The 15,180-nt window shown below is 38.1% G+C and carries 17 protein-coding genes and 1 pseudogene; 2 read left to right on the top strand and 16 right to left on the bottom strand.

Annotated features, from left to right (window positions below):
* Positions 1–4: 4 nt before the first annotated feature.
* From TTHT_RS10515 to TTHT_RS11065, 11 genes and pseudogenes are all read right to left on the bottom strand, one after another.
* Positions 5–1,603, bottom strand: a complete 1,599-nt coding sequence (locus TTHT_RS10515) for a class I adenylate-forming enzyme family protein (RefSeq protein ID WP_201327938.1) — start codon at positions 1,601–1,603, stop codon at positions 5–7.
* A gap of 4 nt (positions 1,604–1,607) precedes the next feature.
* Positions 1,608–2,255 (bottom strand): DUF2148 domain-containing protein, encoded by a 648-nt coding sequence (locus TTHT_RS10510; protein WP_201327937.1) that lies wholly within the window; start codon positions 2,253–2,255, stop codon positions 1,608–1,610.
* Between the two features lie 10 nt (positions 2,256–2,265).
* Positions 2,266–2,946, bottom strand: coding sequence for a DUF2148 domain-containing protein (locus tag TTHT_RS10505; protein ID WP_201327936.1), 681 nt, complete (start codon positions 2,944–2,946; stop codon positions 2,266–2,268).
* A gap of 8 nt (positions 2,947–2,954) precedes the next feature.
* On the bottom strand, positions 2,955–3,350 hold the full coding sequence (locus tag TTHT_RS10500) for a hypothetical protein (RefSeq protein ID WP_201327935.1): 396 nt from the start codon (positions 3,348–3,350) through the stop codon (positions 2,955–2,957).
* Positions 3,351–3,365: 15 nt separating this feature from the next.
* Positions 3,366–3,797, bottom strand: a complete 432-nt coding sequence (locus TTHT_RS10495) for a TetR family transcriptional regulator C-terminal domain-containing protein (RefSeq protein WP_201327934.1) — start codon at positions 3,795–3,797, stop codon at positions 3,366–3,368.
* A 3-nt stretch (positions 3,798–3,800) separates the two neighbouring features.
* Positions 3,801–3,923 (bottom strand): annotated as a pseudogene (locus TTHT_RS11070) (TetR/AcrR family transcriptional regulator); the annotation flags it as partial.
* A gap of 398 nt (positions 3,924–4,321) precedes the next feature.
* A complete protein-coding gene (gene rpmB / locus TTHT_RS10485; RefSeq protein ID WP_201327933.1) occupies positions 4,322–4,516 on the bottom strand; it encodes a 50S ribosomal protein L28 in 195 nt (64 codons plus the stop codon).
* A 77-nt stretch (positions 4,517–4,593) separates the two neighbouring features.
* Entirely contained in the window at positions 4,594–5,850 is a 1,257-nt protein-coding gene (locus TTHT_RS10480; protein WP_201327932.1) for an adenosylhomocysteinase, read from the bottom strand.
* A 54-nt stretch (positions 5,851–5,904) separates the two neighbouring features.
* Positions 5,905–7,554 (bottom strand): urocanate hydratase, encoded by a 1,650-nt coding sequence (gene hutU / locus TTHT_RS10475; RefSeq protein ID WP_201327931.1) that lies wholly within the window; start codon positions 7,552–7,554, stop codon positions 5,905–5,907.
* 10 nt (positions 7,555–7,564) lie between these two features.
* Positions 7,565–9,094 (bottom strand): histidine ammonia-lyase, encoded by a 1,530-nt coding sequence (gene hutH, locus TTHT_RS10470; RefSeq protein ID WP_201327930.1) that lies wholly within the window; start codon positions 9,092–9,094, stop codon positions 7,565–7,567.
* Entirely contained in the window at positions 9,091–9,267 is a 177-nt protein-coding gene (locus TTHT_RS11065; protein WP_201327929.1) for a DUF2065 domain-containing protein, read from the bottom strand. Before TTHT_RS11065 ends, hutH begins: the two co-directional genes overlap by 4 nt.
* Before the next feature lie 241 nt (positions 9,268–9,508).
* Between TTHT_RS11065 and TTHT_RS10460 the strand changes: the two genes are divergently transcribed.
* Positions 9,509–9,880 (top strand): hypothetical protein, encoded by a 372-nt coding sequence (locus TTHT_RS10460; protein ID WP_201327928.1) that lies wholly within the window; start codon positions 9,509–9,511, stop codon positions 9,878–9,880.
* On the opposite strand, the gene TTHT_RS10455 is transcribed toward TTHT_RS10460, so the two are convergent.
* Positions 9,778–11,166 (bottom strand): SO_0444 family Cu/Zn efflux transporter, encoded by a 1,389-nt coding sequence (locus TTHT_RS10455; RefSeq protein WP_201327927.1) that lies wholly within the window; start codon positions 11,164–11,166, stop codon positions 9,778–9,780. The genes TTHT_RS10460 and TTHT_RS10455 overlap by 103 nt on opposite strands.
* Before the next feature lie 137 nt (positions 11,167–11,303).
* Between TTHT_RS10455 and TTHT_RS10450 the strand changes: the two genes are divergently transcribed.
* Positions 11,304–12,035 carry a sulfite exporter TauE/SafE family protein gene (locus TTHT_RS10450; RefSeq protein WP_201327926.1) on the top strand — a complete coding sequence of 244 codons (732 nt, stop codon included), beginning with the start codon at positions 11,304–11,306 and terminating at the stop codon, positions 12,033–12,035.
* Here the strand turns inward: TTHT_RS10450 and TTHT_RS10445 are convergent.
* Genes TTHT_RS10445 through TTHT_RS10430 form a run of 4 tightly spaced genes read right to left on the bottom strand, consistent with a single transcriptional unit; the run spans position 12,029 to position 15,168 of the window.
* The gene (locus TTHT_RS10445; RefSeq protein ID WP_201327925.1) at positions 12,029–13,339 is read right to left on the bottom strand and encodes a cation:proton antiporter; all 1,311 of its coding nucleotides are present in this window, start codon (positions 13,337–13,339) and stop codon (positions 12,029–12,031) included. The two genes, TTHT_RS10450 and TTHT_RS10445, sit on opposite strands and share 7 nt — an antisense overlap.
* Positions 13,323–14,378 carry a hypothetical protein gene (locus TTHT_RS10440; RefSeq protein WP_201327924.1) on the bottom strand — a complete coding sequence of 352 codons (1,056 nt, stop codon included), beginning with the start codon at positions 14,376–14,378 and terminating at the stop codon, positions 13,323–13,325. Before TTHT_RS10440 ends, TTHT_RS10445 begins: the two co-directional genes overlap by 17 nt.
* On the bottom strand, positions 14,379–14,720 hold the full coding sequence (locus TTHT_RS10435; RefSeq protein ID WP_201327923.1) for a P-II family nitrogen regulator: 342 nt from the start codon (positions 14,718–14,720) through the stop codon (positions 14,379–14,381).
* The gene (locus TTHT_RS10430) at positions 14,713–15,168 is read right to left on the bottom strand and encodes a PTS sugar transporter subunit IIA (RefSeq protein WP_201327922.1); all 456 of its coding nucleotides are present in this window, start codon (positions 15,166–15,168) and stop codon (positions 14,713–14,715) included. The genes TTHT_RS10435 and TTHT_RS10430 overlap by 8 nt, the downstream gene beginning before the upstream one ends.
* Positions 15,169–15,180 lie beyond the last annotated feature (12 nt).

Genomic DNA, 15,180 nt, shown 5'->3' with positions numbered 1-15,180 from the left:
CCTCCTAATTTTTCCTGTAAACCTCGTTTAAATCAGGGCTAAATCTCTCAACAAGCACCCTCTTTAAAAATTTTTCCGATGGTGTTTTAGGAATTTCATCAACAAACCACAAGTAAAGCGGCATAAAGTTTGATTCAAGGTTTTGTTTGCAGTATTCAAAAATTGCTTCAGCATCAGGAGAAACACCATCAAACAACTTTATTACAGCAACTATATCGCTTTCCCCGGGAGCACCACTTTCCGCAGGAATCCCGATTACACAAACCTCTGAAATGTCTTTGTGCCTTCCTATTACAGCCTCAAGGTATTCAGGCTGAACAAAATCTCCAGCCCTTCTTAACTCTGTCCCCTTTCTAAAATCAAAGTAAAACCAGCCTTTTTCATCGTAATGAACCATATCTCCAGTGTACATCCAGCCATTTCTAACCTTTTGTGCCGATGCTTCAGGGTTTTTTAAATACTCAACCTTTGTCTCTCCCCGCAAATTCCTTATTATCAATTCCCCAATCTTGTTTGGCCCTAATTTGTTTCCATTTTCATCAACAACCTTAAACTCCATAATACCAGGAAGGGGCTTTCCAAAACTCCCTATAGGGCCTTTGCCCGGTGGGTTATGTGCAAAACCGCCTTCAGCAGAGCCGTACCATTCGTGAACCTTAACATTAAACCTTTCTTCAAATGCCCTCCATATTGCCTTTGGCATTCCAGCACTTACAACAACTTTAACAGGGTTGTCTGAATCATCTTCCCTTTCAGGCTCGTTGAAAATCCCGGCAGCCATTCCACCTAAAAGAGAAAAGGTTGTGCAATTGTACTTTCTGCAAATATCCCATATTCTTGACTTTGTAAATTTAGGGGAAAACACAGCCTTTATCCCTCCGTAAAGTGCGGGAAATAGTGTGACAGCCTGAGCATTTGCGTGGGAAAGGGAAAGGCCTGTATAAAGCACATCATCTTTTTTATACTTCCAGGCAAGTTGCCTTAATATATTGTAAAGCCCTATTCTCTGATGCCTTATAATAACCCCTTTGGGATTTCCGGTTGTGCCGGAAGTAAAGATAATCTGCGCTATTTTGTTTACATCAAAAATCTTTTGTTCAACAACAGGCAAGTTTTCTTCCAGTATTTCACCTAAATTGTCGTAATCATTTTCAATTTCCACAGGAAAATCTCTTTGAGGGGCATAGGCAACAAAATTTAAGTTTTTTATCCTATCTTTCACTTCGTTAAAGGCATTTAGAGTTTCCCCTGAAAGAATAATCCCCTTTGCCTCTGTGAAATTGAAAAAGTATTCAAGTCTCTCCCCCCTTGAACGAGGGTCAATAGGCACGGCAATAGCCCCTATGGTTGAAGTTGCAATAAAGGAGAATACTGTTTCAGGCCTGTTGTACATAAAAACAGCAACAGTATCCCCTTCTTTAATCCCCTTCTCAACCAAATACCTTGCAAGCCTGTTTCCTTTTATATGCAAATTACCATAGGTAAAAACATCTTCTCCGTATTCCCCCCTTTCAAAAACAAGTATCTCTTTTTCAGGGAATCTGTCTGCCTGATACTCAATCAAATGAGAGGTTATAACCTGATTTAAATGAGATTTTGCCATAGCATTATTCCTCCACAGCCCCTATAAATCCCCTGTTAAATGTTGGAAATTCTCGGTTAAAAATCTTTTCCCATTCTTCCTTTGTCCAGTATCTGTGCCTGTCAAAGAATGGGTCTTGCTTTGCTGCGCTAACAGCAACCCCAACAACTATGTCTGATTCAATATAGCCTAAAGCCTTGGCAGCAAAGGCAAGGGTGGAAAACACCCTGCAATGAAGCCCCAATCTCCAGGCCATTGCAGCGGCAGCATTTGCAGCCATATTTAAATTCAATGTTTTAAAAATACAGGCAGGTCCATTTGATGTTAAAGATTCAACAGTTTCAGCCTTATTCAATTCAGCGCATGTTCTAAATCCACACGCACCGCAATTGTAATTAAAAGGAGACTTTCTATTGTCTCCTAAAATCAAAACAGCGTAAGGCTCTTTCATCAACTCCAGGGCAAACCTGCCATCCCTTGCAGCAAGGGGAGACATATCCCCGAGGGAGAGGGCATAATTTGCCATCTCTTCCAACTCTTCATCGTCAAGCATAACAATTTCAAGTGAGTGTTTCCCTCCAAAGTGCCATGCATTATTTGCAGCCAGCGCCATTAATTCAACAGCCCTTTCAAGCCCTGCTTTTACAAGCTCTTGCAAATCTTTCTTTGCCATAAGCGCCCCCTTAAGAATAGATTGAACGAAATTGAGGCCACAGCCTGCTAATAATCCTGTCCCTCATAGTCCTGTCATTATATTTGTGATAATCAAGGGGGATATCCCTGAATGGAGATTTTTCAGTTATGCTTATTGCCACCCCAACAGCAAAGCCTGTTGTTTTAGGCAAAAGCCCCATTCTTAAAGCAGCAAGGCCAGCAGACCAGAAAACTCCAAAATCTATCCCAAGTTCCCTTGCAAGGGAGATAACCCCGTTTAAAGCATAGGCCACATTTGCAGCCCTGAATGTGCATAAAGGGCCTGTAAAGGCAACTGATTTGTCTTCTTTATTCAACTTCTCCCTTTCTTCCATATACTCACAGGTTAAATACCCGCACATATTGCAGTTAATATCAGACGGGTCGGTTAAAGAGCGGAGAGAGGTTATAATTATCAAAGCGTCAGCATCCCTCATCATCTCCGCATCTCTTTCAAAAAAATTCCAGGCCTCATTATTCTCTGCAATCTCCTCAACCTTTTTGCATATATCCTCAATATCGCACTCATCCTCTATAATGTGAAAGGTGCACTCTCCAACACCGCCAACCCTCGGGCTTGTGGTGCCTGATGCAAGGAGAAGCCTTGCGGCTATCCGTGCAGCCTCTTTTCTATCCATTTCAAACTGCTTAATAGGCCTTTCCTTTGCCATAACTCCCCCTAAATCTGCAATCCGTGTTTTTTTGCAATTTCAGGGTAAGCCTCGTAAGCAGGGTTAAGAAGGGGCAATAACTTTAAAACCTTTGGGAGAGGTCCCTTTGCCTTAATCAAACCCTTTGCAAGGGCAACAGGCATTGTAATCTGCTTTAACCAGAATTTATGGGCAGTATCCCCGCTTAATGTCATAGAGATGTCTTCCTTCCTTCCCTCAGGCACTCCACAAAAAACTTTGCCTTCAGGCAAAAGCCATATTTCCCCCTTAGGTTCACTCATAATAAACCTGATGGTTACATTCTGCTGTTTAAACTTCTCCCCAACAGTTTCATGGGCAAGCAATGTTTCAAACAATTCACCTAAAACCTCATACATCTTTTCTGTTGATTCAAAAACCGACATATCCCCTCCCTGTTTTTAATCTTTTGAGACAATAAATTTAATAAGGTTTTTAACCGTTTCCTTTGCCCATTCATCAGAATGATTGTCAGGGTCTAAAAACCACCTTGAAGCAACCCCCTGATAGACCGCAGAAATTGTCTTTGCTGCCTCTTTTGCATCTTTAACCTTGAAATCACCGCTTTTAATCCCTTTTTCAATTGAGGCTTCAAGCAACTCAACCCAGCCGTTAACCCATTGATGAAAAACCTCTCTATAACCTTCATCCATAGAGGCTATTGCCATAATCTCAAAAAACATTCTGTAACCTGTGAAATAATCCGGGTCTTCCCTATCGTATATCCAGACAAATGAAGTTAACTGCTCATAAGGGTCTTGAAGGGAATCCCTCAACTCCTTTCCCTTCTGGAAAATCCTGTTAAAAAACTCTTTTACAACCGTTTCAATCAAAGCCTTTTTAGTGGGGAAATAATGGATAAGCCCACCCTTTGAAAGCCCTGCCTTTTTAGCAACAGCATCAAGGGTGGTTTCCTTTATCCCCTTTTCGGCAATAATCTGCGACGCTGCCTCAACAATTTGAGGAATTCTTATTGATTGAATTGCTTTATTTACCCCATAAAACCTCCAAAAAACAATATTGAGGAAAATTCTTCAACAATTTTTTTCAAAAAACCAACCAATTAGTTTAAAAACCGACTGTTTGGTTTTTATTTTTACTTCTTTTTTCCTCACTGTCAACAAAAAAAATAAAACTTAAGAGAAATTTAAAAAAGCAAATTCTATTAAATCCCTGCTTATTGCAACAAATTAAAAAGTTTTCAATCCTTTTAATTTTTAAAAACAGGAAAGCATATAATTTAAAAAATCAACTCTGATAAATTTAAAGGGATTAAAAAAATTTTGATGAAATTTTAAATAGAAAATAAAAAAGGCGGGATAAATCCCGCCTTGTATCTAATTTAGTTTTAGACTTCTTAGATAGGCTTTTTAACCTTGCCTGCCTGGATGCAGGATGTGCAAACCTTCATTCTTCTTACATTTCCGTTTTCGTCAACAACTCTTATTTTCTGAATATTCGGAAGAAATCTTCTCTTTGTTAAGTTATGTGCATGGGAAACATTGTTTCCAACCATTGGCTTTTTGCCGCATATTTCACAAACTCTTGACATGGCGTTCTCCTTCGTCGTAATTTTTTAGCCTTAACTTTATACCACAGTTAGCAAAAAATTCAAAGAAAAAATTAAAATTAAGTTCCCTGTGAGTAATCGTTTATATACTCAATCTGCTCAGGGGTTAATTCATCAATCTTAAATCCCATAGTTTCAAGCTTGATTCTTGCAATCTCCTGATCCTGCTCTTCCGGAAGGAGGTAAACATTGTTTTCAAGGTCTTTTCCTGTTTCAGTAAGCCTTATCATTGCAAGAAACTGGTTTGCAAATGACATATCCATAACCTCTGATGGGTGGCCTTCAGCAGAAGCAAGGTTAACCAGTCTTCCCTTTGCAAGGAGAAAAATCCTTCTTCCGTCTTTTAAAGTGTACATTTCATTGTTTGGCCTGATTTCTTTTTTATCAACTGCAAGGCTTTCAAGGTCTGGAATATTTATTTCACAGTCGTAATGGCCTGTATTGCAGACAATTGCACCGTCTTTCATTGATTCAAAGTGCCTCTTAACAATTATGTCTTTAACCCCTGTCGCTGTAACAAATATATCGCCAAGTTTTGCAGCCTCATCCATAGGCATTACCCTGAAGCCCTCCAAGGTTGCCTTTAAAGCGGCTGTGGGTTTTACCTCGGTTACAATTACATTTGCACCAAGGCCTTTAGCCCTCATTGCAACGCCCTTCCCGCAGTGGCCGTAACCTGCAACAACAACTGTTTTGCCTGCAATTAAAACATTGGTTGCCCTTAAAATCCCGTCAATTGTGGATTGGCCAGTGCCGTAAACATTGTCAAAATCCCACTTTGTTTCAGCATCGTTTACAGCAAAAACCGGATACAATAGTTTCCCAGCCTTTGCCATAGCCCTTAACCTATGAACACCTGTTGTTGTCTCCTCTGTGCCACCGATTACATTCTTAGCCTTTTCAGGGTGTTTATTGTGAATGGTGAATATTAAGTCTGCACCGTCATCAAGTGTTAAATTCGGGTCTATTTCAAGGGTTTTATCAATTGCCCAGTAAAACTCCTCAACATTCATTCCATGCCAAGCATAGATTGAAATTCCGTTTGCTGCAAGGGCTGCCGCAACATCGTCCTGTGTTGAAAGTGGGTTGCATCCACTCCAGGCAACTTCAGCACCTGCTGCCCTTAAAGTTTCAACTAAAACAGCAGTCTCCTTTGTAACATGTAGGCAACCTGCAATTTTATAGCCCTTTAAAGGCTGGGTCTTGCTGTACTTATCCCTTAAATACATTAAAACAGGCATTCTTGATTCTGCCCAATCAATCTTTTTCCTTCCCTGCTCTGCAAGGTTTATGTCTTTAACTTTGTAATTCTCCATATTTCCTCCGTTTTATGTTTATCCACGCTGCTTATTCAAGCGCAAGTATTCATTTTATTTCATCATAGGTATTTTGCAACCCTTTTTCTTTGCAACCTCTATTGCCTCCTCATACCCTGCATCAACATGCCTGAAAATCCCTGTTAACGGGTCGTTGGTCAAAACCCTTTCAAGCCTTCTTGCAGCAGCATCGGTACCATCTGCAACTATTACCTGTCCTGCATGGAGAGAGTAACCTATTCCAACCCCGCCTCCATGGTGGAATGAAACCCATGTTGCACCTGATGCAGTGTTTAACAAAGCGTTTAAAATAGGCCAGTCTGCAATTGCGTCTGAGCCGTCTTTCATTGACTCTGTTTCCCTGTAAGGTGAGGCAACGCTTCCAGTGTCAAGGTGGTCTCTTCCAATTACAATTGGTGCTTTAACCTTGCCTGATTTAACCAAATCGTTGAACAATAAGCCTGCTTTATCCCTTTCTCCGTACCCTAACCAGCAAATCCTTGCAGGAAGTGCCTGAAATTTTACCTTCTTTTGTGCCATTTCAATCCAGCGTTTTAACTGTTCATTTTCAGGAAATAGTTTTAAAAGTTCCCTGTCAGTTGTATAAATATCTTCAGGGTCTCCGCTTAATGCAACCCATCTGAAAGGGCCTTTACCTTCGCAAAAAAGAGGTCTTATGTATGCTGGAACAAATCCTGGAAATGCAAATGCATCTTTCAAACCAGCCTTATATGCCTGTCCCCTTAAGTTGTTTCCATAGTCAAAAACAACAGAGCCTTTTTTCTGAAAACCAACCATTGCCTCACAGTGTTTGTACATTGACTCATAGGACATCTCTATGTACTTTTTCGGGTCTTTTTCTCTCAATTCAAGTGCTTCTTCATAGGGAATACCTGCCGGCACATAGCCGTTTAATTCATCGTGGGCTGAAGTCTGGTCTGTAACAACATCAGGGATAATTCCCCTCTTTAAAAGTTCAGGAAAAATATCTGCAGCATTTCCCAACAATCCAACAGAAAGGGGTCTTTTTTCTTCCTTAGCCTTTAAAACCTTTTCAAGTGCTTTATCTAAATCTGTTTCCATTTCGTCAAGGTATGCTGTTTCAAGTCTCCTTTTAATCCTGTGTGGGTCAACCTCAACAACAAGGCATGCAGCACCGTTAAATGTTGCAGCCAAAGGCTGTGCTCCACCCATTCCGCCTAACCCTGCGGTTAAAACAAATTTCCCTGTTAAGTCTGAGTTAAAGTGCTTCTTTGCAGCGGCTGCAAAGGTTTCATAAGTACCCTGCAAAATACCCTGAGTGCCTATGTAAATCCACGAGCCTGCTGTCATCTGGCCGTACATAATTAAACCTTTTTTCTCTAACTCGTGGAAGTAATCCCAGTTTGCCCAGTTAGGCACAAGGTTTGAGTTGGCAATTAAAACCCTTGGTGCATCTTCGTGGGTTTTAGCAATACCTACAGGTTTACCACTTTGAACAAGCAAGGTTTCGTCGGGATTTAAAGATTCAAGGCTTCTTAAAATTGCGTCAAAGCATTCCCAATTTCTTGCAGCCTTTCCTGTTCCCCCGTAAACGATTAACTCTTCCGGCTTTTCTGCATTGTCAGGGTCAAGGTTGTGCTGAATCATTCTGTATGCAGCCTCTATCTGCCAGTTTTTACAAGTTAACTTTGTGCCTGTCGGCGGATGGATTATTCTTGTCATACTATCCCCCTTAATTTAATTTTCCAATTTGTTTTTCAACAATATCTAAAAGCGCACGGCTTTCAACAAGTTTCCTTGCCTTTTCTATGTCATCTGCCATATACCTGTCCTTATCCCACGGCGCAATGTTTTCCCTTACCTTTTGATAAACAGGGATTAAGGCTTTTGCAGGTTTTAAAGGCTTTAAAAACTCAAGCCCCTGGCACGCAGCCATCAACTCAATTGACAAAATATTTTCAACATTGTTAACAACTTCTAAAGCCTTTCTCGCAGCAATTGTTCCCATTGAAACATGGTCTTCCTTGTTTGCAGAGGTTGGAATTGAATCAACGCTTGCAGGGTGGCACAAAACCTTGTTTTCAGATACAAGTGCTGCTGCAGTTACATGGGCAAGCATAAAGCCTGAGTTTAATCCCCCCTGTTCAACCAAAAATGCAGGAAGTTCGCTTAATGCTGGATTTACAAGCCTTTCAATTCTTCTTTCGCTTATGTTTCCAAGTTCAGCAACCGCAATCTTTAAAAAATCCATTAAAAAGGCAACAGATTCTCCGTGAAAATTTCCCCCTGAAATCAATTCATTCTGTTCTTCAAAAACCATTGGGTTGTCGGTTGCAGAATTCATTTCAATTTCAAGCATCTTCTCAACATATTCAACAGTATCCCTTACTGGGCCGTGAACCTGAGGCATACACCTTAATGAGTATGCATCCTGCACCTTCCCGCAGTTTTTATGTGATTCCATAATCTCGCTATCCTGAAGCAAATTCCATAAGTTTTTTGCGCTATCCCTCTGTCCCTTGTAAAGCCTCTCTCTGTGAATCCTCTCGTCAAATGCTGTCTTTGTTCCCTTTAATGCCTCTAAAGACAACGCACCTATTAAATCTGCGTGTTTAATCAAATTCTTTGCTTTGTACAGTGCAAGTGCTCCTATTGCTGTCATAACCTGAGTGCCGTTTATTAGTGCAAGCCCCTCTTTTGCCCTCAATCTCACAGGTTTTAATCCCACAATTTTTAAAATCTCTTCTCCTGTACCCTCAACATCTTCAATTCTTGCTTTACCTTCTCCTATGAGAACAAGAGCAAGGTGAGCCAAAGGTGCCAAATCTCCACTTGCACCGACAGAGCCTTTTTCAGGGATTAAGGGATATACCCCTCTATTTATCATTTCAATTAAAAGTTCAAGTGTTTCAAGAGATATACCGCTTCTTCCCTTTGCAAGCACATTTGCCCTTAAAGCCATTAGCATCCTTGCTATTTCTTCCGGCAGGTAATCTCCAACGCCAGCGGCATGGGAGCGAATAAGGTTGTACTGCAACTCTTCCACATCCTTTTGAGGGATAACAACACTTGCAAACTGACCAAAACCTGTTGTAACCCCATAGACAACCCTGTTTTCTTCAACAATCTTATCAACAACAGCCCTTCCTCTTTTCACCTTTTCCCTTGCCTCTTTGCTTAAAACAACCTTTGCTTTTTTAAACCCAATATCTATTAAATCTCTCAAATTTAAATCATTTCCTGTTAAAACAACCTCTCTCATAGCCTCCCCTTAGCATAGTATAGAATTAAAAGACCTATAATAATTGCAACAAAACCCAATATACGCAATATTTTCTCATCTGCCTGAGAAATCTCAGCAGTGAATTTTTTGTACAATTTAGGTGTAAAAAAAGGCATGCACCCTTCAATCAAAATTGTAAACCCTAAAACCATCAAAAATAGCTTCACAAATGAATTTTATATTAAAAAAAAGAAAAAGCAAACGAGGAAACAAAGACTTTTGGGCTTTATTCTCCAAATTGTTCTCCCGCAATTTTTTTATTTTGTCATTTTAATCATAAAAAACCGTTAATTTAACAAATGGAAGGGGAAAAATGCAAAATGTCGCAATTTGTCCGAATTTGTCCCTTTACTTTTTTACTAATTTTTTAAAAATTAAAGTCAGGAGTAGCTTATGAGAAGACTTAAGTTAAACTATTATGGAATCAACATCTCACTCTCTTTAATTCTTTTTTCACTCTCCTATTTCACCACTCAAACTGAAATAAACATTATAGGGGTGATTTTATCCGCAATTATCTTTATTTACGGTATTACAGGGGTTATGGTAACCCTTTTTATAAAGAAATGCTTAATATGTTCAAAATACTTTATTTCATTAAAATATGAAATTTGCAATACCTGCCATGCAAGAATTGAAAGCAAAATTCAGTCAAGCCGATATTATTTTATTGAATACCCATATTCTTCAAGAGACTCTTTCAAAACTGTCAAATCAAATTCACCCTCAACAACAAGTTCACCTGCCTCAAGGTTTATAGAGTAGTTTTTTATCCCCTTAATACTTTCCACAATTCTTGAAACATTTATTTTACAGTGATTACATGTCATCCCTTTTACTTTGAAAACCTTAGGCTCAAATTTTTGTTCAAGCCTTTCTTCTTCTAAATCAACCTCGCAACCGCATGAGTCTTTCTTTTTCGGAATCAATGCAAAAATCAGCAAAATAGCAAAAATTATCCCACCAACAATTTTGACAATTGACATAGTCTGCGCTGAATGGTTTGCGGCAATCTGCCTCAGCATTAAATCAATAAAGTAAAAATCAATTATCAATCCGCCAACAACAGCACCCATTATAATTGTAAAAATGTAAATTAAGGTTGATTTTTTCCCTATTGTTTTTAAAAGCACGGTAAAAGTAACTGAGTTTGTGGCAGGCCCTGCCATTAGAAAAACAAATGCTGCGCCAGGGCTCACCCCTTTTAAAATCAAAGAGCTGGCTATTGGAATAGAGCCTGTTGCACAAATATAGACAGGCACTGAAACTGCGAGTATTAAAAGATAGGTTAAAAACCTATTTGAAAGGTATAGAGAAAAAAAGTTATCAGGCACAATTACAGAAATCAAAGCACCAATCACCAGGCCAAGAACAAGCCACTTTGCAATTGATTCAAGCAATTCACCAAAACCGTATCTAAAAACCTCTTTAACCTTTTCTAAAAAAGTGTAATGCGATTTATCATTTTCACTATTGCAACCGCAGCTGTCTTCCTCACATTCACAATTATCCTCTTCGCAACCGCAAGCATCATCTGCAATATGATTCTCAGTAGAACAGCATGAGGTTTCTTCTGAGCCACACCCGCATGGATTCTCTTCTACTATTTCAGGGTTATATTCTTCCCCTCTAACAAACAAATCAGTTATAAAACCACCAATTACCCCTGTAATAAATGCAACAATAACCCTGAAAAAAGCAAAGGCACTTCCTAAAAGGCTGTATGTTGCCGCAATACTGTCAATTCCAGTTTGGGGAGTAGAAATAAGAAAAGAAACCACAGCCCCGTTTGATGCTTTTGATTTTTTAAGGGAAAGTGCTGTAGGGACAACTCCGCAAGAACATAAAGGAAGGGGAACTCCAAACATAGCAGATTTAAAAGAAGACCAGAACCCTTTTTTACCCACATGTTTTGATACAAAGCCATCAGGCAAAAAAGCGTGAATTATTCCTGCAACAAGAAAACCAATTAAGAGATAAATACCCATTTCAAGGGTAAGGTATATAAATTCTCTGGCAAAATTTTGAATAAAATCTATTATTAAAGCCATAAAAACCTCCAATAAATCCTTCTAAATACTTTTATATCATAAATATTACTTTTTTGTAAAGATTTATCGCTCCCTTTTTTTATGCTATAAAAAAGAGTATTTTGAAGTGAGACGCTTAAAAAATATTTGAGGGTAGGATGACTTTATTTTTGCTTTTCCTTGTGGCAATAGTGGCTGGAATATTTAACATATCTGCGGCAGGCGGTTCATTCGTTATGCTTCCGCTTTTAATCTTTTACGGCCTCCCCCCAACAGTGGCAAACGGCACAAACAGAATCTCACTGCTTATTCAAAACTGGCTTGGGGTTTACTCATTTAAAAAAAGGAATGTATGGGATTTTGAAACAAATATTAAACTTGTAATCCCCGCTATTTTAGGAAGCATAATAGGTGCATACTATTCAAGTATTTTGCCTGACAATCAATTTAAGAAAATAATTTCAATTTTTATGATAATTTTCGTCATTGTTTCAATTTTCTCAAACAATAAAAAGAAAAGGTTTAACTACAAAATCAAAAGCTATCCAATTGTTTTTTTTATCTTCCTTCTAATTGGCTTTTACGGCGGATTTATTCAGGCTGGAGTGGGGCTGTTGCTTATTGCCGGGATAAAGCTTGCCACAGGTTACGACTTAGTAAAAACAAATGCTGTAAAAACCTTTATTATTGCCACATACACAATTGTTGCAATTGCTATATTTGCATACAAGGGAAAGATTAACTGGTCTGTTGCCGCTGTTGTTGCAACAGGGCAGGGGATAGGCGGTTATTTAGGGGCAAAACTTGCAGTTGAAAAAGGCGAGAAGTATATTAAAGCCCTTATTCTGATAGCAATTACAATAATGGCCTTAAAACTAATGCTCTACTGATTCAACTTTGTTGCTTCCCCTGATTTTTCAATACCTATTTTAAATAGTATGGGGCCAATAATTTGATTTACAGCAATTACAGAAATAACAATTGCTTTAAGAATTGAGCCAAAATCTTTAAACTCCTTATCAATAAGGATTACCATACTTAAAGTAAGCCCTGCATTTGTAATAAACCCTGTCCATGCGTATTTTTTCACACTTTCAACTGTTTTAGAAACAGCAGCACCAAAGTATGTCGTCCAGTAAATCAAAATTAGCCTTAAAACAACAAACAATAGGACAATTACCCAGTACGATTTAAGGGAAGAAAAATCAAGCCCAGCACCTGCAATTGAAAAGAAAATCACATAAACAGGGAGGTGGCTTCCCTCAATTGCATCAATCAAAACAGAGCCCTGCTTTGAAAAGTTCTGAACAACAAACCCTGCAACCATACACATAAACATATTTTCAAGCCCGACAATTGATGCAAATTTATAAGAGATAAAAGATGCAAGCACAACAAATATTCCTATCTCCTTTGCAACATACTTGAAAAAAACAATCATTAAAAAACCGAAAATCACCCCTGCAACACCGGAGATAAAAATGTGAGAAAAAATTGATAGAAAGAATTTTGCCGAAAGTTCAACCCCGCTAATTGCATTTCTTGCAAAAGCAAATGCAACAGAAAACATTAAAAGCACAACCACATCCTTTATCATTGTTATCCCAAGAACAATATCGGTAAATGTCCCCTTTGCCTTATATTCGTTAATTATGGCTATTGTTGAAGCAGGAGACTTTGCAACTGCAATAACCCCTAAAAAAATAGAGAAAAAGAGCAATGATGTAGAATTCATATTTTTTATCAAAAACCCAGCTCTGCCTAAGGAATAAAATATAACAAAAATTCCCGCAAGCACAAAGATTGATTGAATTACTGTAATATAACCAATCGGTTTTACATTTTTCTTCAGGCTTTCTAATTTTAACTCCCCCCCTGCTGAAATAGCTATAAAACTTAAAGCAATTGAATTTATCAATTCAAGGGTTTTTATATCGCTATTGTTAATAAAATTAAAAACCTGAGGCCCGAAAACCATTCCTGCAATTAAATAGCCTGTAAGAGAGGGAAGCCCCAACTCATTTGCAACAACCCCTAAAAGCAAGGCAGAAATTATAAGAAAACCCAAAGAAAAGTAAGGGGAAACAATGTCTGAGAAGTAAAAGACCTCCTTTGCTTCCTTAAAGTAGTAAAAGCAAATTGAAAAAACAATTAAAACTGCAAGCACTTTAAAGATCTTAATCTTTTCCCGCATAAACCCTCTTTAAGTAAAGCATTGAAAAAACCTGCAAAAGAACGACTACCACAATTGATGAAGACAAAATTAAATCTCCCTGTTTATGCCCTGAAATAAGCCAGCAATCTGAAAGCAAAACCACCCCAAATGCGCCTGGGGAAAGGTAAAGCACAAAAGACTCTTTTTTTAACAGAAAAAACAGGAACTTAACAAGGACTACTGCAACAAAAATCACAAAGCCAATTTTAAAAACAGGCAAGTTAAATTTAAGCCCTGATACAAAACCTAAAAAAATAAGGAAAATGGTGTAAAGCTGCTTTTCATCGCTAATTAAAATTGAAAATAACTCATCACCTTTTTTGCAGTAATTTGCAAGATAAAAGCCAAGGAAAAACATTGAAAGAAACGGAGAAACCCCCTTAATATATGCCAGTTCAGAAAAGAAAAGGATAATGCCTATTAAACCTAAAACCAACAGGGACTCCCCTTCAAACACTGCAAAAACAAGCCTTGAAAGTACTGCAAATAAAAACAAAAGCAGGAAAAACCACTTTGTGACGGAAGGATTAAAGTTTACAAAATTGGAAAAAAAGTAAATTAAAATACAAACAAAAGGCAAAAAAGCAGCAAAAAAAAGCTTTTCCCTGTCTTCTTTCTTTCTATCAGGGATAAATGTTGCCATTACCTTATAACTTCCCAAAGTGAAAATAGACGCTAAAACCGCAGCTTCCCCTTTTGAAAAAAAGGAGACAAAAACAATAAAAAGAAAGAAAAAGACGATTAGGGAATAGGAAAAAACCTTAACATAAAAATCCCTGCTTAAACCTTTCAAATCCTTTGCTTTAACCTGAACCCCCATTAATAGTCCGAATGCCCCTAAAAATGGAGGGAGTATAGGCAAAAAACTGTTTTTTTCAATATCTAACAGGGAAAAGAGAATCCCAATTAAAAGAAACTCAAGCCCTAAAAAAGGAGACATTCTCCTTTTGTTAAATACAAAACCAATTCCAAAATAGGAGAGAATTATTGCACATACTATTAAAATTTCAGAAAGCATTTACAACTTCAATCCTCTTAAATTTCCTATATTGAGAGAAAACATAATACCTGTGTTGGGGTTAGAGAAAGAGCCGTAAATCTCTTCTATTGTATCCATAGCCTCTTTCAGCAAATTGTCGTCTTTAATTACTGAAATAATCATTTTATTTGTGGGATTTTTGTCTTCAATAAGGTTTCTAAAACCTGCAAAAATGGGGATTTCGTCAGCAAGAAATTCAAACATACCCCTTACATCAAGGATAGAAGCACCTGTTATCCCAATTTCAACAAGGCCTTCTAAAACCTCTTCAAGCTTTTCCTCTTTTTCAATTATACAAACAAGCAACTTTGCATCACTCATACTCTCTAATTATCTCCATAACTTCTTCAGGTTTTTGAACATTCTTCAATTTGTTTACAAAATCATCCTTCTTCAACAACCTTGCAAGCTTTGCAAGAATCTGCAAATGAACCAGATTACTTTTAGCCGCATTCCCTATTACAACAAAAAGCAAACTTACAGGCTTTCCGTCAAGGGAATTAAAATCAATAGGGTCACCAAGTTTGAAAAAATAAATCTCATGCGCCCTGCACTTTCCGTAAACAATGTGCGGAATAGCAACACCATTGCCAATACCGGTTGACATTGTCTCTTCCCTCTTTAAAAAAAGTTCAAGCACCTCTTCCCTGTCAAAATCAGGGTGGTGTTTGACTATTAAATCAGCACACTTTGAAAAAAAATTGAGCTTATTTTTTGCTTTAAAATCAATTATAATCTTTTCTTCATTTAAAAATGGAGTCAGTTTCACTTAACACCCCTT

Origin of the sequence: Thermotomaculum hydrothermale, from assembly GCF_016592575.1 — a bacterium.
GTDB lineage: Bacteria > Acidobacteriota > Holophagae > Thermotomaculales > Thermotomaculaceae > Thermotomaculum > Thermotomaculum hydrothermale.
Note: the sequence above shows the minus strand (reverse complement) of the source record. Positions and strands in the feature narration are given on the sequence as shown.